Source organism: Streptomyces sp. NPDC021080 (assembly GCF_044333225.1).
GTDB lineage: Bacteria > Actinomycetota > Actinomycetes > Streptomycetales > Streptomycetaceae > Streptomyces.
Map to the genome: position 1 here is coordinate 88,058 of NZ_JBIRQM010000003.1, position 21,669 is coordinate 109,726.

The window sequence follows — 21,669 nt, forward strand, 5'->3', positions numbered from 1 at the left end:
GGCGGCCGGGGTCACCACGTCGATTCCGCCTGCTCATCCGGCCTGTGGTCAGGCCGGTGGCCAAGCCCTGGGAAGACTGCCGCCTTCGCTCCTCCGAGTCCGGCGGCGACCAGAGCGTGGGCGGCAACGCTTCGGGCCGAGCTTTGGACAGCGGTCCGGGGGTGCCTGCCTGCGGTCATACGAATCCTCCTGCTGAGTCTGAGGGGCCGGGTTGGCGGAGGAGACCCGTCACCGCTGCGGAAGCGGGGCGAAGACCGGGGTGCGCTTCTCGGCCCGGGCGGCGAGCGCCTCAGCCAGGTCGGGGCCGCCGAAGGAGGCGTTCATCAGGGTGAGGGTTCGGTCAAGCGCCTCGCCGCGTGGCCGCTCCAGATCTCCCCAGACCTGGGACTTTATGGCGGCGAGCGAGGCCGGGGAGCAGTGCGCGGCCAGGTCCGCGGCGTGGTCCACCGCCCGGGCCAGCAGCTCCTCCGGTTCGGTGACCTGGTGGACCAGGCCGATTCGGGCTGCCTCCGCCGCGTCGATGGTTCGGCCGGAGAGCAGCAGGTCGAGGGCATGCTGGGTGCCGATGACCCTGGGCAGCAGCCAGGAGGTGCCGTACTCGGCGACCAGCCCGAGCCGGGCGAAGCTGGTGCTGATGGAGGCGGTCCGCGAGGCGTAGCGGATGTCGCTGCCGAGCAGGTAGGCGAAGCCGATGCCGGCGACGGGGCCGTTGATGGCGGCGATCACCGGCTTGCGCAGCCGCAGCGCGAGGTCGGGCAGGTCCTCGGCGGCGGGGACGAAGCTGCGGATGGCGTCCGCGCCCTGACGCAGGACGCCCAGATCGGCTCCGGCGCAGAAACCTCGCCCGGCTCCGGTGACGACGATGGCGCGGACGTCCGGATCCTCGTCGGCGGCGCGCAGTGCGTCGGCGTAGGCGATGGCCATCGAGTGGGTCATGGCGTTGAGTACCTGGGGGCGGTTGAGGGTGATGACCGCCACCCCTCGCTCGTGGTGTACCAGGACAGTGTCCTCGTCGGTGGCCGTGGTGCTCCCGGCGGTGGCCATAGGGGTGCCTCCCTGCGGTTTCGTGCTTCGTCTGGCGGGTTTCCGCCGGTCCCCGTCGGACCGGTGGTGACTGCCGCCGCTACTTCGGCGGCGGTTCTGCGGCGTGGGCGGACGCACAGCCGGACTTACCACCCGTCAACATAGCTCACCTAGTTCGCTGATGCATGACATGATGACTGCGCGCAGCGACATGCCGGAGACGAGCGGCAGGCCGGCGCAGCCCCCTCTCCGGCGACCGAGCGGCCGCTCCGTCCCCGACCAACTCCGGCGACAACTTCCTGACCTACGACGGCTGCACCGTCCCGACGATCCGGACAGCCACCGCGAGAGAGGCGGACGAACCATGGCAGGACTGGACGCGACCGGCACCCAGAGCACTCCGGACATTGACCGCGGTGGTCCGGACTTCAGCCGGATGATCGAAGCGCTGCGACTCGTCCAGGACCGGACCACCGGGGCCGCACCACCTCACGAGGTGGTGACCGAGGCCACCCGGGCCCTGGAGGCCATCGCGGCGTCCATGGAACCGTTCACCGTGCCCGAGCGCGAACAGATCACCGGACGCCGCCTGGACCTGCCTGGCCGGGGACAGGCCTTGGTCCCCGCCTTCCACGTGGACGAATGGGACGACGAGCACGCCACCGGACGCTTCACCCTGAGCCGGTACTACCTGGGCGGCAATGGAGCCGCCCACGGCGGAGTCATACCGCTGCTCTTCGATGAGGTGCTCGGTCGGCTGGCCAACACCGGGCGTCCGACAGCCCGTACCGCCTACCTGAACGTCAACTTCCGCCGCATCACTCGACTCGGGGTGGAGCTCCGCCTGCACGCGAAGCTCGAGCGCGAGGAAGGCCGGAAGCGCTACCTGACCGCCGCGATCCACGACGGCGACCAGGTCACGGCGGACGCGGAAGGACTCTTCGTCGCACTCCTCCCCGGCCAGCCGTGACCGGCACCGAGGCAAGCATCAACCTTATCAGTTAGCTATTTGCACTATATGCTGAGCCCGACAGGCCATCACAGGCGGCGCGCCGGATCCCCGTGCGCAGCCGGGTTTCGCGAGGAGTACCGCAGTGACCGAGGACAGCAGGGCGAACTACGGCGTTCTCACCGACGAGGCGTTCACCCGCTCACGCAAGCGCATCGGCATCCCCGATCGGCCGCTGGCCCCTCACAACTTCGAGGTGACGGCCGACGGCACCCGGCACTTCGCCTACGGATACGGAGACGCGAACCCCCTCTGGTGCGACCCCGACTACGGGAAGGACACCCGCTGGGGCTCGCTCATCGCTCCGCCGAACTTCATCTACACCATGGGCGAGAATGTCGCTCCCCCACTCAGCCCCGAGCAGAAGCAGCTCATGAAGGGTGACCCCTTCGCCGGCCTGGGCTCCTACCAGGCCGTGATGGAGTTCGAGTGGTTCCGGCCGCTCCGGCTCGGTGACCGCTGCCGCATTCTCCGGGCACAGGTGGGCGTCCAGGACAAGCCGTCGAAGTTCGGCGGTCGGACCGCGCATGTGACGAACGACTTCCTCTACGCCAATGGCGCCGGCGAGATGGTCGCCGTCCAGCGCGGGACCTGGATCAACGCGGAGCGCCACACCACCAAGGCGAACGCCTCCACCAAGGCGCCGGTCGACGTCACAACTCCTTACACCGACGCCCAGCTCGCCGAGATCGACGCGGCGTACGACGCCGAGGTACGCCGCGGCAGCGAGCCGCGGTACTGGGAGGACGTCCAGATCGGCGACGAGCTGCAGCCCCGGGTCAAGGGTCCGCTCACCGTGACGGACGTCGTCGTATGGCACGTCGGCTGGGGCATGCAGCTCACCCCTCCCGGCGCCTTCGGGATCTCCCGCCAGATCCGCCGCAAGGTCCCGGGACTGTACCCGGCGAACCAGCGCAACATCCCCGACACCGTGCAGCGGCTGCACTGGGAGCCGGAGCGGGCCCGTGAGCTGGGCCTCCCGATGACCTACGACTACGGGGCCATGCGCGAGACCTGGCTGACCCACCTCGTCACCGACTGGATGGGTGACGATGCCTGGCTGTGGAAGCTCTCCTGCCAGCACCGGAAGTTCAACTACATCGGCGACGCCTCGTGGGTCCGCGGCAGGGTCACCGGCAAGGTGGAGTCCGAAGCGGGCCATGAGGTCCATCTCGAGGTGTGGGTGGAGAACCAGCGCGGCGAGACCACCACGCCCGGCACAGCCGTCGTGCTCCTGCCGACCCGCGACAAGACGGTGAGCCTGCCCAAGCCGCCGGCGGACACACTGCAGTCGATGCTCGAGTACGACATCGCCCGTCTGGCGAACTAAGGGACGGGCACGGCGCGGTTTCTCCGGCCGCCACGTAGAGCCGACGGTGGACCATGGGGGCATCGTGCAGGCCTGGTCTCGACAGGGACCAGGCCTGCAGGTGCGGATCGTTCAGCGGTCGGCCGAGAGCCCGAGGTTCTCCAGCAGGTCCTCCTGTTGTTCCCCGGTCGGCCCACCGATCACTCGGGCTCAGCCCGGCCTCCGGTGACGCCACGGGAGGGCCTGCCATATAACTGATTTATCCATATCCGAGGAGGTGGGCGATGCTGAGCATTCGCGACGTGGCCGAGGGCGCCGTTGCTCTGACCGGTGACCCTGCACAGTCGCCGCTCGCCATCGTCGACCTGGACGCCCCGGCCAGTGCGGCAGATGCCGCGCGAGCCATCACCGAACTGTCGGGCCGGACCGTCGTCACCGTGGGATATGCCGAACGGCCGGTGAGCACGGCAGCGGCGCCGGTCATGGAGGCACTCACCTGCACGGTGGCACCCGCCGGGCCCGGTCGTGCCTGGGCAGCGGTGGACGACGGACTGCAGCGGCTGACCCGCGCCATCATGGCAGCACCCCAAGCGGCACTCAGCCTGGCCAACCTGCTGCCGGCGACCGCACGGGCCGACGTCTTCGACGGCCTACAAGGGGAGTCACTCGCCTACTCCACCCTCCTGGCGGGTCCGGAGTTCGCCGCATGGAGAGCAGCCACGCCTCGACGCGAACCCGGAGCCGCGACCGAGCCGGTCACGGTGGACCGGGACGGGTCGCGTCTGGAGGTCACGCTGAACCGCCCCGAGCGGCACAACGCGTTCGGCCATGCGGTCCGCGACGGGCTGATCGAGGCCCTCACCATGGCCGTACTCGACGACAGCATCGAACACGTCAGACTGCGCGGCGCCGGCAAGTCGTTCTGCTCCGGTGGCGACCTCGACGAATTCGGCACGGCGGCCGACCCCGTCGCCGCACACGTCACGCGGCTCGGCCGCAGCGCCGGCTGGATGGTTCATCGTCTCCGGGAACGGATCGTGGCCGAACTGCACGGCGCATGTATCGGCGCCGGGATCGAGGTCCCGGCGTTCGCCGCCCGGATCGAGGCGCGAGACAACACCTTCTTTCAGCTCCCGGAGCTGAGCATGGGACTGATCCCCGGTGCCGGTGGCACCGTCTCGCTCACCCACCGGATCGGCCGTCACCGCACCGCCTATCTGGCGCTGAGCGGCGACCGGATCGACGTCGCGACTGCGCTTGCCTGGGGACTGGTGGACGGTCGTGTCTGACCCGATTCGCGACTGGGCCGAGTCAGGCGCATTCGCACTGACCGGTCGGCCGGACGGCCCTCCTCTCCTCCCGCCGGGGCACGCCGCCACCCTGGTCCGCGATCACCTCGTGAGCCTCGGGCTGGTCATACCGGGGCTCCTCGGCGAACGGGCGGCCTATGCGCGATTCACCCGCCGCGGGCCATGGTCGTGCGGTGGCGCCTTTCGCATCCTGCCCACGGCAGACGGACATCTCGGACTCTCGCTGGCACGGCCGAGCGACGAGGAACTCCTGCCGGCGCTCATCGAGGGCGAGGTCGACGACGCATGGTCGGCCGCCGGCGCATGGGCAGCAGCTCGCTCGACCAGGGAAGCGGCGGACCGGGTCGCCCTGCTCTCTCTCCCTGGAGGCGCCGTCCCCGACCCGGACCGGACCAGCCGGCCCGGCATTGTGACGACGGTTCTGGGCCGCCGCATCCCCACGGCGAGACCGCTGGTCGTCGACCTGACCAGCCTGTGGGCAGGCCCGCTCTGCGCCCACCTGCTCGGCCTGCAGGGCGCGCGCATCATCAAGGCCGAGTCCCGGCAGCGACCCGACGGAGCCCGGCGCGGACCGGCTGGATTCTTCCGGTTGCTCCACGACGGTCATGAGCAGGTCGTACTCGACTTCGCAACCGAGACCGACCGGCTCCGGGAGCTCATCCGGGATGCCGACCTGGTCATCGAGTCCTCACGGCCACGGGCCCTTCGCCAGCTGGGCATCGTCGCCGAGGACGCCGTGGAGGCAGGCACTTCCTGGCTCTCCGTCACCGCACGGGGGCGGCATGAGAACGCGGTCGGCTTCGGCGACGACGTCGCCGCCTGCGCCGGCCTGTTCGTCCGCGAAGGGGGTGTCCTGCTGCCCGTGGGCGACGCCATCGCCGACCCGCTCACCGGCGTGACAGCGGCGGTCGCGGCAACGGCCGCGCTGCAGTCGACGGAAGCACGTCTGATCGACGTGTCCATGCTGCACGTCACCGCTGAGACCGTCGACGACACGGCGATCCCGCATGAGGTCGTACGCCACCGTGGCTCCTGGTGGGCCGAGTACGACAAGGGTCGCGCGCGGATCGAGGAGCCTCGACCGCGATGAGCCTCCTGATACACGACGTTTTGGTCGGCGGCAGGCGGGTCGACGTTCGCGTCGTCGACGGCCATGTCGACGAGGTCGCGTTCGGCCTGCGACCCGACGCGAGGGTCCAGCAGACTTTCGACGGAGCCGGCGGCGCCCTGCTGCCCGGGCTCCACGACCACCACATCCATCTTCTGGCACTCGCCGCAGCAGGGAAGTCGGTGGACGTCGGTCCCTGCGCGGTCGACGGCCTGGACGCGCTGGCCGAGGCACTGCGTGCCGCGACGCCGCGACACGGCTGGATCCGCGCAACGGGGTACCACGAGTCGGTGGCAGGCCCTCTTGACCGCTATGTACTCGACAGACTGGTCCCCCAGGTGCCGGTGCGGGTCCAGCACCGCAGCGGAGCTCTGTGGATCCTGAACTCCGCGGCGTTGAAGGTCGTGGCAGCTGTGCTGGACGCGAGCGCCGACGTCGAACGCGACGACGACGGCGCTCCGACCGGAAGGCTGTGGCGCTACGACAGCCGTCTGAGACCCGCGCTTCCCGCCCATCCGCCGGATCTTGCCCCGGTCGGCCGACGCCTGGCGGCCTACGGCATCACGGGGGTAACCGACGCGACACCCGCCCTGACTGCAGATTCAGTCGCGCTGCTCGCCGCCGCACAGGCGACCGGCGCCCTCCCGCAACGCCTCACGGTCCTCGGCGCGCCGACACCTGTCGGCCTGCCTCCGGGGATCGCCCCGGGGCCACGAAAACTCCTCCTTCGCGATCACGACCTCCCTGGCTATGACCAGCTGGTCGCCATGGTCGCCTCCGCCCACGATGCGACGCAGGCCGTTGCGGTCCATTGCGTGACTCGCGAATCGCTCGTCCTCACCCTCGCGGTCCTCGAGGAGGTCGGCGTACGCCCCGGCGACCGTATCGAGCATGCGTCTGTCGCACCGCCCGAGGTGGCGGCCTGGATGGCCCGGCTGGGCGTGCGGGTGGTGACCCAGCCGGACTTCCTGCGAACCCGCGGCAGCGCCTACGCGCGCGATGTCGCGGCGGACGATCTGCCTCACCTCTATCCGTACGCGTCCTTGCTCGACGCCGGCGTCCCCACCTGTGCGTCCAGCGACGCACCGTACGGCGAGGTCGATCCATGGCGCGTGATCGCATCGGCCGCCGACCGCGCCCTGGGGCCGGAGGAGCGGGTCTCGGCACACGTCGCGCTCCGCGGCTATCTGAGTGCCGCCGATGATCCGGGCGGGCCTCCGCGCCGCGTGCGGGCCGGTGTTCCAGCCGACCTGGTCCTGCTGGGGAGCGACCTGGTCGAAGCCATGCGCAGCCCCGAAGCCTGCCGACCGGTCGCGACTTGGATCCGCGGTATCCACATCACCTGAAGCATATATAGTTTACTTATTTACCCTACAGGGAGGATCATGATGGGCGAGCGTGATCGGAGAAACCTCTTCGACGTCGACGGCCGGGTGATCATCGTGACCGGGGCGAGCAGCGGTCTCGGTCAGCAATTCGCCCACGCCCTGCACGCGGCCGGCGCACAGGTGGTCGCGGTCGCCAGGCGCAAGGACAGACTCGACCGACTGGCCGCGGAGTGCCCAGGCCTCGACGCGCGGCCACTCGACGTGACGGACAGCGCCGCCTGCGCCGCGCTCGTCGAGGATGTCCACCAGGCCTACGGCCGCATCGACGGCCTGGTGAACAACGCCGGAGTCGGCACCCCGGCACCTGCGATCGAGGAAGACCTCGACCAGTTCCGCCATGTCATCGACGTGAACCTGACGTCGGTCTTCCACCTTTCGCGGCTGGTTGCGAAGCCCATGCTCGCGGCAGCGCAGGGTTCGGTCGTCAACATCGCGTCGATCTACGGACTGGGCTCCACCTACCCGGTGGGAGACGCCAGCTACGCCGCCTCCAAGGCCGCGGTCATCAACCTCACACGGGATCTCGCCGGCCAGTGGTCGAAGCGCGGAGTCCGGGTGAACGCGATCGCCCCCGGGTTCTTCCGCAGCGAGATGGCCGAGGAGCTGTTCACCAGTGAGAAGGCGCACCAGCGGATCACCCTGGCGACCCCCATGCGACGGACGGGCGAGCCCGGCGAACTCGACGGCGCAGTGATATTCCTGCTCTCCGACGCGTCCTCCTTCGTCACCGGAGCGACGCTCGCAGTCGACGGCGGGTGGAGCAGTCACTGAGCATCGCCCGTCGGCAAGGGCCACGCCATGTCATGGCGTGAGCGGCGGCTTCGAACCAGAAGGCTCCTCGGTGTATGCGTGGTTGTTCCCCAGGCATACACCGAGGAGCCTCTGTCACAGATCCGGCCGCTGAGCCGACATCATTCGCGCAACCTGACGACGAGGAGGGTTTACTGTGGCGGACGCCGACGCTGCGCGAGGTGACGAAGCGCCTGCGGCTCGAACGCGTAGTCTCCACGATCAAGCGTCCGGCCGGGCGCCACCACGGCATCGATGGCGTCCAGGGTCTCGGAGCCAAGCCTGAGGTCTGCCAGGTCCAACTGGCTCTCCAGCTGCTCCAGCGTCCGGGGGCCGATGATCGTCGAACTCACCGCAGGATGCGCCTGGGTGAAGGCCAGGGCCAGCCCGAGCAGCGAGGTGCCGGCCTCAGCGGCGATCTTCTCCAAGGCCGGCAGCGCAGCAAGCTTGGCCGGTGCGCCAGGGGTCGCCGTACTCCACGCCCCCGAGCCGAGCCGCTCGAAGCGCGAGCCCGCCGGGACCTCGTCGACCGATCGGTACTTCCCCGTGAGCCAGCCCGCGTTGAGCGGACTCCACACGATGACGCCCATGCCGTGACGCACGGCCGTGGGAAAGACGTCACGCTCAGCGCCTCGTACGAAGATCGAGTACGGCGGCTGCTCACAGCGAGGCCGAATATGCCCTCCGACGCTGGCCGACCACTGCGCCTCGACCATCCAGTCGGCCGGCCAGGTGGACGTTCCGACCATGCGGACCTTGCCGGCCCGCACGAGGTCCGAGAGCGCGCCCAGAGTCTCGTCGATGCCGGTGTTCTCATCGAGACGGTGGACCTGGTACAGGTCGATGTAGTCGGTGCCGAGCCGACGCAACGAGTCCTCACATGCCCGCACGATCCAACGCCGCGACGCCCCGCGGTGGTTGGGGTCACGCGACATGGGGTTGAAGAACTTCGTCGCCAGCACGACCTCGTCGCGGCGGCCGCGGAGCGCTTCTCCGACGATCTCCTCGGACTGGCCACGGGAGTAAACATCGGCCGTGTCGATGAAGTTGATGCCGGCCGCCAGAGCGCGGTCGACGATCGCCCGGCATTCGGCGCGGTCGGTGTTCCCGACCTTGCCGAACATCATCGCTCCCAGGCAGTACGTCGACACCCGCACACCCGTGCGGCCGAGAAATGTGTACTGCATCAGCCGACGATCTTCCTCGCTCGCAGGTCGGCGATCCGATCGCCGAAGCCGAACTCGGTCAGCAGCGCATCGGTGTGCTGACCGATCGTGCAGCCGGCGTCGGCCTTGGTGAGGGACCGGGAGAAGGAGACCATCGGGGCGAGCCGGCGGTGCTCGTCAAAGATCGGGCTCACCGCGTCGGCAGTGAAGCCGGCCTCGGCGAATTCGTCGCCCTGCATGACCCGCTCCGCATTTGCCTCGGCCACCGCGACACAGCCGACGTCCTGCGGCGTCAGCTCCTCTTCCCAGACACGGGGTTCCTTGGTCGCGAACACTCCGGCAAGGACGTCGGCCAGGTCGCCGTCGTGCTCGGCGCGCAGCTTCTCGTCGGCGAATCGCGGGTCGGAGGCCAGGCTGACGAACGGCTTCAGCGCTGCGACCAGCTCGTCCCACTCCCCCGCCTCCGCCGCGGCCAGGAAGACGTAGCCGTCCCTCGCCGGGTACATGCGGTAGAGCGCATTGAGCCCCCAGAACTCCTCGTCCACGACAGGCGCCTCGACGGCGCCCTCGTACTCGTTGTTCAGGTGGTTGAGGCAGTTCAGTGCGCTTCCCACCATGGTGGTGGTGAGGCCGGTGAAGGTGGTCCGGCTGTGCTTCTTGGCGTAGACCGCCAGCATGATGGTGGACGCTACCGCGGCCGCGGCAATCCCGTCGGCCTGTACCACCGGAACCGCGTGGGCCGAGTGGAGGACCACCGGGACCGAGCGGACTTCCTCCTCGTTCTGCGGAGGCACCGTCCGCCCCCGGCTGTCCACGTAGGCGATACCGCTGGACGATCCGATCGACGGCGCGTACGCCGGGCGCAGAGCGTAGGGCCCGTCGTGGCCGTAGCCGAACGAGTTGACGTAGATGAGATCGGGGTTGAGCGCCTTCACGGTGGCCTCGTCGAGGCCCATGCGTTCGGCCGCGCCGGCCCGCATGCACTGGAAAACGATGTCCGCCTCGGCCACGATCGCCCGGACGATCTCGCGGCCCTCAGGACTGTTGGCGTCGATCGCCAAGCTCTCCTTGCCCTGCAGGACCTTCGCCCCACCCGCCTCCGGGAAAGGAACGAGCGTACGGATGTTGTCACCCTCAAGGCTCTCGATCTTGATGACTCGGGCACCGAGATCAGTGAGCATCGTGACGCCGTACGGGCCGGCGAACATGGTGCCGAGTTCCACGATCGTCAGGCCCGCGAGCGGCAGCGTACGCGGCCCCTCCGACACGGTCTGCGACGACCGGGCCGCCAGGGCCACCGTGGCCTCGGCCCGCAGCGTCTCACTGTCGGCACCGACAGCGGGGGCCGGCCCCGGTACGTGGATCGGCTTGCCCTCGGCGAAGACAACGGGCGCCGGCTGCTTCACCGGTCCGATGCCGGGCTGATCGATGGTGAGGGCACGCCCTTCGAACTGCACCTGAGGGTGGTCGTAGGCGCCGATCGGGGTACGGAAGATCTCCGCGCTGACGTCGGGGTTGTGCTCGAAGGCCTGCTGCCACTCCGCGAGCGTGCGCTGCCGCACGCGGGTGATCATCTCGAGCCAGAACTCCTCACGCAGCTCGGCCGTGGGCAGCAGCGGGAAGCCGGCCCACTTCGGATCAGCCAGGACCTCCAGCAGCCCGAGCTCCTTGAGCCACGCCTGCATCAGCCGAGGCGCGGTCTGGGCGAACTGCAGCCACACGCCGTCCTTCGTCGGAGCTATGAGAAGGGCGTAGAGCAGCGGCGCCGACGGACGGAAGTCCGTGTCGTACGCAAGATCCATCGGGGAGTACGCGCCTGGGTACCGGTCCAGGATCATCTCGTAGAACCAGTTATAGGTGTCCATGGCGCCGATCCCCTGCACCAGGGAGGTCTCGACCACCTGACCGCGGCCCGAGGTCTCGCGCTCGAGGAGCGCTGCCAGCGTGCCGTGGACGGCGTTGTGCGCCGCCGCCCAGGAGGCATAAGGCACCGAGACGTACGCCGGGCCGGGCCGCCGGGTGAGCTGGCGCTTGTTGTGCATGACGCCGGCCTTGGCGTACACCAGCGCCTCGTGGTGCTTGTAGTGCGACCAGCCGTTGTGGGCGCCGAAGCCCGTGATGTGGGCAGTGACCAGGCGCGGGTGGCCGGCGCCGAGTTGCTCGGCCGACAGGCCGTACTCTGCGGCCTCGCTCGGCCGCAGGCCGTGGACCAGGACGTCAGCCGTTGCCAGAAGTCCCTGGAGAGTCTCCCGGTCGGCCTCGACGCTGATGTCGAGCGCGACGCTCCTGCGCCCCCGGAACAGTCCCGGCCACCCGGGGAAACGACGCACAGGGTTGCCGCCTGCGGGCTCGACGCTCACCACATCCGCACCGGCATCGGCCAGAAATTGGCTGCAGAAGGCACCCGCCAGGTGGTTGCTCAAGTCGATGACTCGAAGGCCGTCCAGAGGACCGCGCTGATCTGCCATGTCTGTCCATCCTCGCCAGAAGTGCCGACGTGACACGCGCCACAGGGTGTCAGCGTCAGGCGACCAAGACAAGACTTCCGCTAAATGAGTTCACTTTTTGCTCTGAGTGATACCGAAGAAGCCGAGTCTTGACGGCACTGCCCGCGGGTATCGAGGTCGCGTGCACCCCGTGATGCGCAAACACGTCCCTTCAGCTCACCGTCTCCCGCCGGTACCGAGCGACGACCTCGCGCCGGACCAGCTTCCCCGTCTCGGTGCGGGGCATCTCGTCCCAGACGGCGATCTCGTCGGGTGTCTTGCTGCTTCGCAGGGTTCCGCGCACGAACTCCCTGAGCTCCTGGCCGTCGACCCTGTGTCCGTCCCGTGGTACCACGACCGCGACGATGCGCTGCCCCCACTCCTCGTCAGGGACGCCGATCACCGCAGCGTCCGCGATGCTCGGGTGACGGTAGATCACGTCCTCGATCTCCGCGGGCGCGATGTTCTCTGCGCCGCGGATGATGGTGTCGTCCCGCCGGCCGCCGATGAAGAGGTAGCCCTCGCCGTCCAGGTAGCCCTCATCCCGGGTGTCGAACCAGCCGTCGCCGTCCACCAGGCGACCGATGCCGTCGTACTCGGCCGAGACCTGCGCGCCACGCACACAGATCCGCCCGCGATGGCCCGGGGGGAGTGCACGATCATCCATATCCCGGACCTGGACCTGCACACCGGGCACTGGGCGGCCTACCGAACCCAGGCGGGCCCGGACGGACGGGTCCGGGTTCGCGAGGGCGGATCGGTGGTCGTCCGGGGTGAGGACACACACGGTGGAGCTGGTCTCGGTGAGGCCGTACGCGTTGACGAAGTCCACGTCCGGCCAGAGCTCCAGCGCCCTCGCGATGACCGATGTCGGCATGGGGGCACCGCCATAGGCGAGGCTGCGCAGCGCCGGAACCGCCTTGTCGGCGCCGGAGTCGACGATACGGGCGAGCATCGTCGGGACCACCAGGGCATTGGTCACCCCTTCGTCGCGCACCAGGCCCAGCCACTCGGCCGGCTCGAAGCGCTCCAGCACGATGGCGCGTCGGCCCGCGTAGAGGTTGGTGATCACGTTCGCGACCGCGGCGATGTGGTACGGCGGAACACTCACCAGAGCAGCCTGATCGGCATCGGCGGAGCCGAAATCGACCGAGCCCAGGACGTAGCTCGCGAGGTTGTCGTGGCGCAGGAGAACGCCCTTCGGCGCAGAGGTGGTGCCCGAGGTGTAGATCACCACGGCCGGGGCATCGCTGTCGACGAAGCGCTCCTCAGGTGCCGGACCCGCAGTCGTCGCCGCAAGCCAGTCCTCGGTCGTCAAGGCCCGGACCCCGTGCTTGCCCAGAATGGAGTGCGCGGCGGCGTCGGCTATCGCGAGCGCACCGGGGTGCTTCGCAAGCAGACCGTCGAGCTGCTCGGCGCCCAGGCGGTAGTTCAGCGGCACGAGCGGCACGCCGGCATAAGCCGCCGCGAACATCGCCACTGGAAACGCCGGCCCGTTGACCGCGAGATAGACAACAGCATCAGCGCCCGCTCGAGCGATCTCGTCCGCACCGCGCATCGCGGCCTGCTTCAGACCGGCTGCCGTCAGACCGGTCGCACGCTTGCCGACGACGACCCGCTCGCCGAAGCCGTCAGCCGCCATCTCGAGCAGCATGGTCAGATTCATCCGCAGGTCTCCCCTTTGAGTTCAGCGGCCCTGATCACACGGACCATAGACCAATTTCGGCAGGTTGGGTATATCAGTTATCTGTTTTTGTTTGATGGGTGACGCGCACGTGGTGAGGCGTGTCGCTCCGGAAGACCGCGCCCACGACGACGACCCGGTGGCCGTCACCACCGATGCCGGTTTCGTGCTCCCCCGGATGGTCGCCTGGTGGGCCCGGTACGAGCCGGGCCGCCCCTTCCTCACCGAGGTCGGCGGAAGGCAACTCACTTACGGCGAGACCTGGGAGCTGGCGCGGCGCTGGGCCTCCTGGCTCACCCGGCACGGTGTGGGGCCCGGCGACCGTGTGGCCACCCTGATGCCGAACTCCGTCGATGCCGTCGGTCTGTGGCTCGGCGCAGCGTGCCTGGGCGCGCTGGAGGTTCCCGTCAATCCTGAACTGCGTGGGGAGTTCCTCACCCACGCCCTGGCCCTCCCGGGCGCCCGGCTCTGTGTGCTCCGGCCCGAGTACACACCCGCAGTCTCCGCGTGCGAGATCCCCGGCCTGGACGTCGTCGGCCTGGACGTCGTCGCCGTGGAACGCGGTGCGGACGCCGTAGCGGCATGCGCGGCCGCCGAGATCGAGCGGCTGCCCGCACCCGAGGCCCCCGCCTGCGTGATCTACACCTCGGGAACGACCAGGCCGGCCAAGGGCGTCGTCATCCCCTGGGGACAACTGGCGTCCACGATCAGCCGAACCCCGAGGTCGCTGCTCGGCGGCGAGGACCCGGTGTACTGCTGCCACCCCGCGTTCCACTTCACCTGTCGCAGCCCCTGCTGGCCATGGCCGACGTCGGGGGCAGGGTCGTGCCGCGCAAGCGCTTCTCGGCCGGATCCTTCCTCACCGACGTGCGTACGCACCACTGACACGAGCACGACGGCCTTCGTCCCGCTGCTGCTCGCCGCCTCCGAGCGGCCCGACGACGCGGACAACCCGCTGAGGGTCGTCCTGGCCGCGGCCGGCCCCGCCCTATCCCGACGCTTCGATCAGCGGTTCTGTGTCCGGGTGATCGAGTGCTACGGCAGCACCGAGGTCGGGTTCCCACTGCTGTTGCGTACTGCGCCGACAGACCTCCGCTCGCCGCTGGGCAGGGCGAGCCCGCCGCAGCTACGAGGCGCAGGTCGTCGACCCGGAGGGAAGCCGGTGCGGGACGGCGAGGTCGGTGAACTCCGGGTGCGGCCGGCGGCCCGCTCACTGGTGGTGCTCGGATACCTGAACAACGCCGATGCGACGGCCAGGGCCTTTCATCGACGGGTGGTACCGCAGTGGCGACGCCCTGGTACGCGAGTCCACCGGAGACTTTCTCTTCATCGACCGCCTGCGCGACACCATCCGCCGCCACTGAGAGAACATCTCCGCGCTCGAGGCCGTGGTCGACGGAGGCCCGACGGTCGCGGCGTGCGCCGTGTTGGGGGTGCCCGACCGGATCGCAGGCCAGGAGGTTCTGCTCGTCGTCGTGCTGAACCATCCGGGAGACTTCACGCCTGCGGCCCTGTGGAATCGGCTGGCCGAGCGGGTACCCCGCTACATCTGCCGAGCCGTGTCGTCACCGTCGACGGACTTCCCCGCACCCCGACCAACAAGGTGCGCAAGTCGGTCTGCTCGACCGCCTCGACCTGACCACCGCGTGGGAGACCGCCCACAGCATCCGGCCGACAGGACGGCTGAGCAGCCTCAAGGCCCCCAAGGGTCGCCCGCGCGGGACCAGAGGCATCGGAGCAGCGGCGTCCGACCGGCAAACAGTCACCGGAGTGGACGAGCTTCTCGTCCACTCCGGTCGACGTCAGTCCGACGAGGGCAGAGCCTTGGCCCCCGCCGGGACGAGGAGCTCGCCGGCCAGAGCGAGAGAGCCCTCCCCGGCCTTGGTGCACAGGACCTCTATGGACTCGGCAGAGTCGACGTACCGCTTGCCGAGCAGCGTGCCCTTCATGAACTCCGGGTTGGCGTTCTCGGGCGCCACGTCGGTCCCCTTGGGCACCATCGGCACGCCTCCGCACGTGAGGTCGACATCCCCGGCAGGGACCTTCGTCACAATGATCTGGGTAGTGTCGACTGCACTGGTGAGACCCTGCCCGACTCGCAGCTCCATGATGTTCCTCCTGAACGTGCATGCGGCATCACGGCCGCCGAAACCTATCAGCATGGGTAACCCGGCCATATGCCGAGGTCAGACAGAGACTCCCGGTTCAAGCTCCGCCTGGATGAGCTCCATGAGCTCCACTCGTGACACCTTCAGCGACGGCGTGCGCGGCAGTGCGTCGAGTACGACGACATGCACCGGCACCTCGTACGGCAGCAGGGCGTCACGGCAGAACTGGCGGAGCTCCTCGGCTTCCGGAACGGCCGCACCCGGTTCGAGCTCGACCGCCGCAACCGGGACGGCGCCGAGTCGCTCGTCGGCCAGCGGTGCGACCGCCGCCTCGCGCACCGCGGAGTGCCGCTCGAGCGCCGACTTCACCGTCTCGGGCTGCACCTTGAACCCGCCCCGGATGATCGCGTCGTCCGCGCGTCCCCTGATCCAGAGGAACCCGTCCTCATCGATCGACGCCAGGTCGCTCGTACGCTGCCAGGCATCTCCGCCGACCGGCGACTGGGCGCTGCGGACCTCGAGGATTCCGGTCTCCCCTACCGGCAACTCAGCCCCCTCGGGACCGGTGACGCGTAGGGTCACGCCCGGCATCGCGCGACCGGCCGCACCGGCCTTGGCCGCCCACCACTTCTCGTGCAGCGAGCGGGTCCACGAGGCGATGGCACCGGCGAACTCGGTCGCGCCGTAGTTGGACAGGATCCGGATCCCGTACCGGTCCAGGAAGGCGTCGACCAGGTCGGAGGGGCAGAACGTGGTCCCGGTCGTGATCACCTCCAGGCCGGCAAGCTTCTCGGCAGGGATGTCCGCCGCGAGGACCGCGCGCAGGGCGGCAGGGACCAGCCCCGCGGCTCGCGGCCGGTGCTCGGCGACGGACTCGACCCAGGGATCGAGCAGGAACCGGGGGAAGAGCACGATTCTGCGGCCCGCGTACAGCGGCGAGACCGCACCCCAGAAGCCGCCGATGTGCACGATCGGGGTGCACACGATCGACACGCCACTGCGGAACAGCCCGGTCTTCGGTGGCTCTGGGACGCTCGTCGACAGAGCGGTGTCGAACTGGCGCTCGCCGAGCAGTACCCGTTTCGGCGGGCCGGTGGTGCCCGACGTCAGCATCTCGATGGCAACACCAGGCGAGATGTCCTGCGGGTGCGGGGTCGTCCGCTCCCCCGGCCGGCGCTGATCGACGGAGTCGGCAGACAGTTCGAGGACCAGGGCCCGGCCGGCGGCCTCGGTCACCCCGTCCAGACCCAGTACGCGAGCCGTTCCCACCACGGCAGGCACGTTCGACCGCTCGATGTCCGCGCTCAGGCGCGCCGGCGGCTGCAGGGAGGAGAAGGTGACCACGGTGCGGTCGGTGGCGAGCAGAGCGATGATGACGGCCACATGCTCAGGTCGGTTCTCGATGACCAGGCCGACCCGGGCGCCGCTTCCGAGCCCGTGTGCGTCGAGTGCCGCGTCGAGCGAGGATGCCACGGACCGCAGCGTGCCCCACGTCGTCCAGGCGCCCTCGAAGTTGATGGCGGCCACATCGTCGGGTGCCTGCTCGAGCAGTTCGCGGAATCGGAGCCGCGCGCTCATCTTCACTGCCCCTTCCAGACGGGCGCGCGCTTCTCGGCGAAGGCCGTGGCGCCTTCGCGCGCATCCTCGGACGTGAAGACGGGCTTCATGATCTCGGCCTGCCGCTGCCAGCCCTCGGCCGCCGTCCAGTCGGAGGACGAGCGGGCGATCTGCTTCGAGGCCGCCACTGCGAGGGGTCCGTTCGCCGCGACAGCGGCAGCCAGCTTGAACGCCTCGTCCAGAGCGCCGCCCTCGGGCGCGAGGCGGTTGGCCAGGCCGAGCTCGTACGCGCGCCGAGCGGTGATCGGGTCTCCGGTGAGCAGCAGTTCCAGCGCGATCGGCAGCGGCACCCGCTGGGGAAGCAGCATGGCGGCTCCCGCGCCGGCCACCAGTGCGCGCTTGGTCTCCGGGACCCCGAACTTCGCGGTCTCGGAAGCGACAACCATGTCGCAGGCGAGCAGGATCTCGAACCCGCCCGCAAGCGCCCACCCTTCGACCGCAGCGATCAGCGGCTTGCGCGGCGGGGCCAGGGTCAGGCCGGCGAAGCCGCGGCCCTCGACGACCGGGCTTTCGCCTCGCAGGAATCCCTTGAGGTCCATCCCGGCACAGAAGGTGCCGCCGGCCCCGGTGAGAACCGCGACCCGCAGCTCAGGGTCGCCCTCGAGCTCATCGATCGCGGCGGCAATCCCCTGTGCCACCCCTGCGGTGACGGCGTTCTTGGCCTGGGGACGGTTGATGGTGATGATCAGTACGCCGTCACGGCGCTCGGTCAGGACTTCAGACCCCTCGGTCATCGTCATTCACCTCTCGGGACTGCCGGACGACGCCGGCTTCGATGAGTTCGTCAATCTCGGGCCGACTGAGCCCGATCGCCGCCAGCACGGCCCGGCTGTCCTGGCCGGCTGCGCGCACCGGACCTGGCTCCAGCCCGGGGGTACGGGAGAATCGCGGTGCCACCCGGGGTATCCGCCCGCCGCCGTCGGCCTTGCCGGTGAAGATGCCGCGCGACGCGATATGAGAGTGCCGCGGAGCCTCCTCCAGGCTCAGCACAGGCGCGACGCACGCATCAGTGCCCTCGAAGAGGGCTGCCCACTCGTCACGCGTCCGCTCGACGAAGCGCGCTGCCAGGGCCTTGCGCATCCCGGGCCAGGTCGCGGGATCGGACTGCTGTCCCGGGATGCCGCCGCCCAGCAACTCGACGAACTGCGCGAAGAACTGCGGTTCGAGGGCACCGACCGCGACGAAGCGGCCGTCCTTGCATGCGTAGGTGTCGTAGAACGGTGTGCCACCGTCCAGCAGGTTCGACTCCCGGCTGTCACTCCAGTGGCCGGTCGCGTACATGCCGTAGACCATCGTCATCAGGGACGACGCGCCATCGACCATGGCCGCGTCCACCACCTGGCCCCAGCCGCTGGTGGTCCGCTCGTACAGGGCGGCGAGGATCCCGGTGATGAGGAAGAGCGAGCCGCCGCCGAAGTCGGCGACGAGGTTCACCGCGTTGCGGGGCTTGTCGGCACCGCCGGTTGCATGGAGCGCTCCGGTGAGGGCCGCGTAGGTGATGTCGTGGCCGGCGGCCTGTGCCAGCGGGCCGGACTGTCCCCAGCCCGTCATGCGCGCGTAGACAAGCCGCGGATTGGCCTCCAGGCAGGCGTCCGGGCCGAGGCCGAGTCGCTCCATGACACCGGGGCGGAGTCCTTCCACAAGCACATCGGCCGTGGCGGCCATCCGCAGCACCAGGTCACGGCCCTCAGGACGCTTCAGGTCGATGGCGACGTTGGACCGACTGCGATTGAGCTCGTCGGCAGGTGCCTGCGCGAGACCGGCGCCGCCCGGCCGGTCGATGCGCACGACGTCGGCGCCGAGCTCGGCCAGCAGCATGCACGCGTACGGGCCGGGCCCGATGCCCGCGATCTCAAGGACGCGAAGTCCGGCGAGAGGCCCCGCAGCGGACTGGTCGGGACGATTCATGGCCGGGACGCTATCACAGAATAGGTTAACTGATTACACTGAAGCGATTGATAGGTTGGCCGTCCCAAGAGTCACGTCGTGAGGAAGTAGGGGTCAGATGGCGCGCACCGTGTTCAACAAGGAGCACGAGGAGTTCCGCTCCCTCGTCAAGGAGTTCATAGCCCGGGAGATCACCCCGCGAGCAGAGGAGTGGGAGGCCGCCGGGATCATCGACAAGGCCGTCTACAAGGCGGCGGCCCAGGCCGGCGTCCTGGGCTTCTCCGTCCCCACCGAGTACGGCGGGCTGGGCGTCGACGACTTCCGCTACAACGCGATCGTTGCCGAGGAGTTGGCCAGGGGGCGCAGCAGCGGGGTCGCACTCACCCTGCACAACGACATCGTCGCGCCCTACCTCCTCCGCCTCACCGACGAGGAGCAGCGCCGACGGTGGCTGGCCCCGCTCGCGGCAGGCGACATGACCTTCGCGATCGCGATGAGCGAGCCCGGAGCCGGTTCGGACCTCGCCGGCATCCGCACCTCGGCGCGCCGGGACGGCGACGAGTGGGTCATCAACGGACAGAAGACGTTCATCTCCAACGGCATCCTCTCCGACGCCGTGGTGGTGGTCTGTCGTACCGATCCCGAGGCCGGCCACAAGGGCTTCAGCCTGATCGTGGTCGAGGACGGCACCCCCGGCTTCGAGCGCGGCCGCAAGCTGAAGAAGATGGGCCACCACGCCCAGGACACCGCGGAGTTGTTCTTCTCCGAATGCCGCGTGCCGGCCGGGAACCTTCTGGGAACCGAGAACCGCGGCTTCTACCACCTGATGGAGAACCTGCCCTCCGAGCGCCTCTCGATCGCCATCTCGGCCATCGCGGGGGCGGAGAACATCTTCGAGCAGACCAAGGTCTACGCGAAGGAGCGCAAGGCGTTCGGCCAGTCGATCGGCAGTTTCCAGGCCAACCGCTTCACCATCGCGGAGATGGCCACCGAACTGGACATCGCCCGCATCTACGTCGACGAGTGCATCCGCCGAGTCGTCGACGGCACGCTCACCGCGGTCGACGCCGCAAAGGCGAAGTGGTGGTGCACCGAGCTGAACAAGAAGGTCGTCGACCAGTGCCTCCAGCTGCACGGCGGCTACGGCTACATGCTCGAGTACCCCGTCGCCCGCGCCTACCAGGACGTCCGCATCTCCACGATCCTCGGCGGAACCACCGAGATCATGAAGGAGATCATCGGCCGCGACCTGGGCTTCTGACCTCGAACCGGATCATCGACCAGCACAGACAGGACTGAGTACATGGAGATCCAGGGCAAGTACGCCGTTGTCGTCGGAGGTGCCTCCGGCATGGGCCGCGCCAGCGCCGAGCTGCTGGCAGCAAAGGGCGCCAAGGTCGCGATCATCGACCGGCCCGGGGGCGAAGGCAAGCAGATCGCCGCCGACCTCGGCGGCATCTACCTCGACGGCGACATCACGGACCACTCCGGCATCGAGGAGATACTCGCCCAGGCCGTCGAGCAGCTCGGCGGCCTGCACATCGCGGTGAACACGGCCGGCGGCGGTGTCGCGAAGCGCACGCTCTCCAAGAGCGGACCGCATGACCTGGAGACCTTCGCCAGCGTCGTGAACCTCAACCTGATCTCGACCTTCAACCTCAACCGGCTGCAGGCCTTCCACATGAGTCAGGGTGAGGCGGATGCCGACGGGGAGCGCGGGGTCATCGTCAACACCTCGTCGATCGCGGCCTTCGAGGGCCAGATCGGGCAGGTCGCCTACTCCGCAGCGAAGGCGGGCATCGCGGGAATGGCACTGACCATGGCTCGCGACCTGGGCTCCCTCGGTGTCCGGGTACTGGCGATCGCCCCGTCGCTGTTCAAGACGGGCGCCGTGGCACGTATGCCGGACGAGACCATCGCACCGCTCGTCGCGGGCAACGCCTTCCCCAAGCGGATGGGACGCCCGGAGGAGTACGCCAAGCTCGCCTGCTCCATTGTCGAGAACGGCATGCTCAACGGCCAGTGCCTCCGGCTCGACGCCGGCATGCGTTTCGCGCCCAAGTAGCCGGCGCGCTCGGTGGCCGGGACACGCCTCATGGCGGCGTCCCGGCCGCCGCCGCTTTTCCCGACGGCCACGACCGAGTCCGGTCGTGGCCGTCGGCGGCCGAGCCGGTCGAGGTTCGCCGGTCGGCGTGTTTCCTGCGTCATCGGAAGGCCGGTCCGACTCCCGGAGCGCTCACCGGTACGCCCCTTCGGGCGTACGGACGCGGAAGACCGGCACGCCGACGTCCTCGCCCACGACTCGAACCCGCACCGGAGTGCCGACCGCGACCGCGCTGGGCGTCCTGCTGCCGTTCTCGGCCCGGGCGTTCACGCGCGGTGAGATCTGCGGTCAAGGCGGTCTGCTTGCGCCCGGCATGACAGAGAAGGGCTTGCTGCGTCTGTGATCGGCGCAGCAAGCCCTTCTGTCATTCGGTGAACGGAGTCTGCCGGCCCGTCAGCCGCCGCACGGGTTCGTCATCGTCCAGGGGCGGCCGGTCATCCCCCGGGGCGAGCACCGTCAAGCCGGGATGCTTCCGGTGTGGATGCGCGCGGCCCGCAGCCCGTCCTCCGTGGAAGCTGCCTCGATCCGCCAGTTGCCGCACGAGCACCAGCAGTCGTAGTGGTCGCCGTCCGCGGACGGAACGATCGCTTGTCCGTCGCACCAGCCACCGCTGTTGGCGATGCTCTGCAGGAACTCCAGCGGCTTCTCGTGGAGGCTGTTGTCCTCGTCGTGGTCGCTCAT

Annotated in this window: 18 protein-coding genes and 2 pseudogenes; 10 read left to right on the top strand and 10 right to left on the bottom strand. The window is 69.3% G+C overall.

Going from position 1 to position 21,669, the window contains the following annotated elements:
* Positions 1 to 228: 228 nt before the first annotated feature.
* Entirely contained in the window at positions 229 to 1,044 is an 816-nt protein-coding gene (locus tag ACH4S8_RS07840; protein ID WP_398391825.1) for an enoyl-CoA hydratase-related protein, read from the bottom strand.
* A 343-nt stretch (positions 1,045 to 1,387) separates the two neighbouring features.
* Here ACH4S8_RS07840 and ACH4S8_RS07845 point away from each other — a divergent pair, with 343 nt between their 5' ends.
* The 6 genes from ACH4S8_RS07845 (at position 1,388) to ACH4S8_RS07870 (ending at position 7,918) form a co-directional block, all read left to right on the top strand.
* Positions 1,388 to 1,993, top strand: coding sequence for a PaaI family thioesterase (locus ACH4S8_RS07845; RefSeq protein WP_398391826.1), 606 nt, complete (start codon positions 1,388 to 1,390; stop codon positions 1,991 to 1,993).
* A gap of 124 nt (positions 1,994 to 2,117) precedes the next feature.
* Positions 2,118 to 3,362 (top strand): MaoC family dehydratase N-terminal domain-containing protein, encoded by a 1,245-nt coding sequence (locus tag ACH4S8_RS07850; RefSeq protein WP_398391827.1) that lies wholly within the window; start codon positions 2,118 to 2,120, stop codon positions 3,360 to 3,362.
* 263 nt (positions 3,363 to 3,625) lie between these two features.
* A complete protein-coding gene (locus tag ACH4S8_RS07855) occupies positions 3,626 to 4,630 on the top strand; it encodes an enoyl-CoA hydratase/isomerase family protein (RefSeq protein WP_398391828.1) in 1,005 nt (334 codons plus the stop codon).
* A 109-nt stretch (positions 4,631 to 4,739) separates the two neighbouring features.
* Positions 4,740 to 5,741, top strand: coding sequence for a CoA transferase (locus ACH4S8_RS07860; RefSeq protein ID WP_398391829.1), 1,002 nt, complete (start codon positions 4,740 to 4,742; stop codon positions 5,739 to 5,741).
* Positions 5,738 to 7,105 carry an amidohydrolase family protein gene (locus tag ACH4S8_RS07865; RefSeq protein ID WP_398391830.1) on the top strand — a complete coding sequence of 456 codons (1,368 nt, stop codon included), beginning with the start codon at positions 5,738 to 5,740 and terminating at the stop codon, positions 7,103 to 7,105. Before ACH4S8_RS07860 ends, ACH4S8_RS07865 begins: the two co-directional genes overlap by 4 nt.
* A 39-nt stretch (positions 7,106 to 7,144) precedes the next feature.
* Positions 7,145 to 7,918 (top strand): SDR family NAD(P)-dependent oxidoreductase, encoded by a 774-nt coding sequence (locus tag ACH4S8_RS07870; RefSeq protein WP_398391831.1) that lies wholly within the window; start codon positions 7,145 to 7,147, stop codon positions 7,916 to 7,918.
* A 170-nt stretch (positions 7,919 to 8,088) separates the two neighbouring features.
* Here the strand turns inward: ACH4S8_RS07870 and ACH4S8_RS07875 are convergent, their stop codons facing one another.
* From ACH4S8_RS07875 to ACH4S8_RS07885, 3 genes are all read right to left on the bottom strand, one after another.
* Entirely contained in the window at positions 8,089 to 9,123 is a 1,035-nt protein-coding gene (locus ACH4S8_RS07875) for an aldo/keto reductase (RefSeq protein ID WP_398391832.1), read from the bottom strand.
* Entirely contained in the window at positions 9,123 to 11,570 is a 2,448-nt protein-coding gene (locus ACH4S8_RS07880; protein ID WP_398391833.1) for a CaiB/BaiF CoA transferase family protein, read from the bottom strand. The genes ACH4S8_RS07875 and ACH4S8_RS07880 overlap by 1 nt, the downstream gene beginning before the upstream one ends.
* A 190-nt stretch (positions 11,571 to 11,760) precedes the next feature.
* The gene (locus ACH4S8_RS07885) at positions 11,761 to 13,254 is read right to left on the bottom strand and encodes a class I adenylate-forming enzyme family protein (RefSeq protein WP_398391834.1); all 1,494 of its coding nucleotides are present in this window, start codon (positions 13,252 to 13,254) and stop codon (positions 11,761 to 11,763) included.
* A 196-nt stretch (positions 13,255 to 13,450) separates the two neighbouring features.
* Between ACH4S8_RS07885 and ACH4S8_RS07890 the strand changes: the two are divergent.
* Positions 13,451 to 14,443, top strand: a pseudogene (locus ACH4S8_RS07890) (AMP-binding protein); the annotation flags it as partial.
* 217 nt (positions 14,444 to 14,660) lie between these two features.
* Positions 14,661 to 14,813, top strand: a pseudogene (locus tag ACH4S8_RS07895) (hypothetical protein); the annotation flags it as partial.
* A gap of 261 nt (positions 14,814 to 15,074) precedes the next feature.
* Here the strand turns inward: ACH4S8_RS07895 and ACH4S8_RS07900 are convergent.
* The 4 genes from ACH4S8_RS07900 to ACH4S8_RS07915 form a co-directional block, all read right to left on the bottom strand.
* Entirely contained in the window at positions 15,075 to 15,380 is a 306-nt protein-coding gene (locus ACH4S8_RS07900) for a hypothetical protein (protein ID WP_398391835.1), read from the bottom strand.
* 78 nt (positions 15,381 to 15,458) lie between these two features.
* Complete coding sequence (locus ACH4S8_RS07905) at positions 15,459 to 16,958, bottom strand: class I adenylate-forming enzyme family protein (RefSeq protein WP_398391836.1); 1,500 nt, start codon at positions 16,956 to 16,958, stop codon at positions 15,459 to 15,461.
* 2 nt (positions 16,959 to 16,960) lie between these two features.
* A complete protein-coding gene (locus ACH4S8_RS07910; RefSeq protein WP_398391837.1) occupies positions 16,961 to 17,737 on the bottom strand; it encodes a crotonase/enoyl-CoA hydratase family protein in 777 nt (258 codons plus the stop codon).
* Entirely contained in the window at positions 17,715 to 18,905 is a 1,191-nt protein-coding gene (locus tag ACH4S8_RS07915) for a CaiB/BaiF CoA transferase family protein (RefSeq protein ID WP_398391838.1), read from the bottom strand. The genes ACH4S8_RS07910 and ACH4S8_RS07915 overlap by 23 nt, the downstream gene beginning before the upstream one ends.
* A gap of 97 nt (positions 18,906 to 19,002) precedes the next feature.
* Between ACH4S8_RS07915 and ACH4S8_RS07920 the strand changes: the two genes are divergently transcribed.
* Positions 19,003 to 20,145: an acyl-CoA dehydrogenase family protein gene (locus ACH4S8_RS07920; protein ID WP_398391839.1), complete on the top strand. Its 1,143-nt coding sequence runs from the start codon at positions 19,003 to 19,005 to the stop codon at positions 20,143 to 20,145.
* 42 nt (positions 20,146 to 20,187) lie between these two features.
* Positions 20,188 to 20,949 carry an SDR family NAD(P)-dependent oxidoreductase gene (locus tag ACH4S8_RS07925; RefSeq protein ID WP_398391840.1) on the top strand — a complete coding sequence of 254 codons (762 nt, stop codon included), beginning with the start codon at positions 20,188 to 20,190 and terminating at the stop codon, positions 20,947 to 20,949.
* A gap of 171 nt (positions 20,950 to 21,120) precedes the next feature.
* Here ACH4S8_RS07925 and ACH4S8_RS07930 read toward each other — a convergent pair whose 3' ends face one another.
* A complete protein-coding gene (locus tag ACH4S8_RS07930; RefSeq protein ID WP_398391841.1) occupies positions 21,121 to 21,258 on the bottom strand; it encodes a hypothetical protein in 138 nt (45 codons plus the stop codon).
* Positions 21,259 to 21,444: 186 nt separating this feature from the next.
* Entirely contained in the window at positions 21,445 to 21,669 is a 225-nt protein-coding gene (locus ACH4S8_RS07935) for a hypothetical protein (protein WP_398391842.1), read from the bottom strand.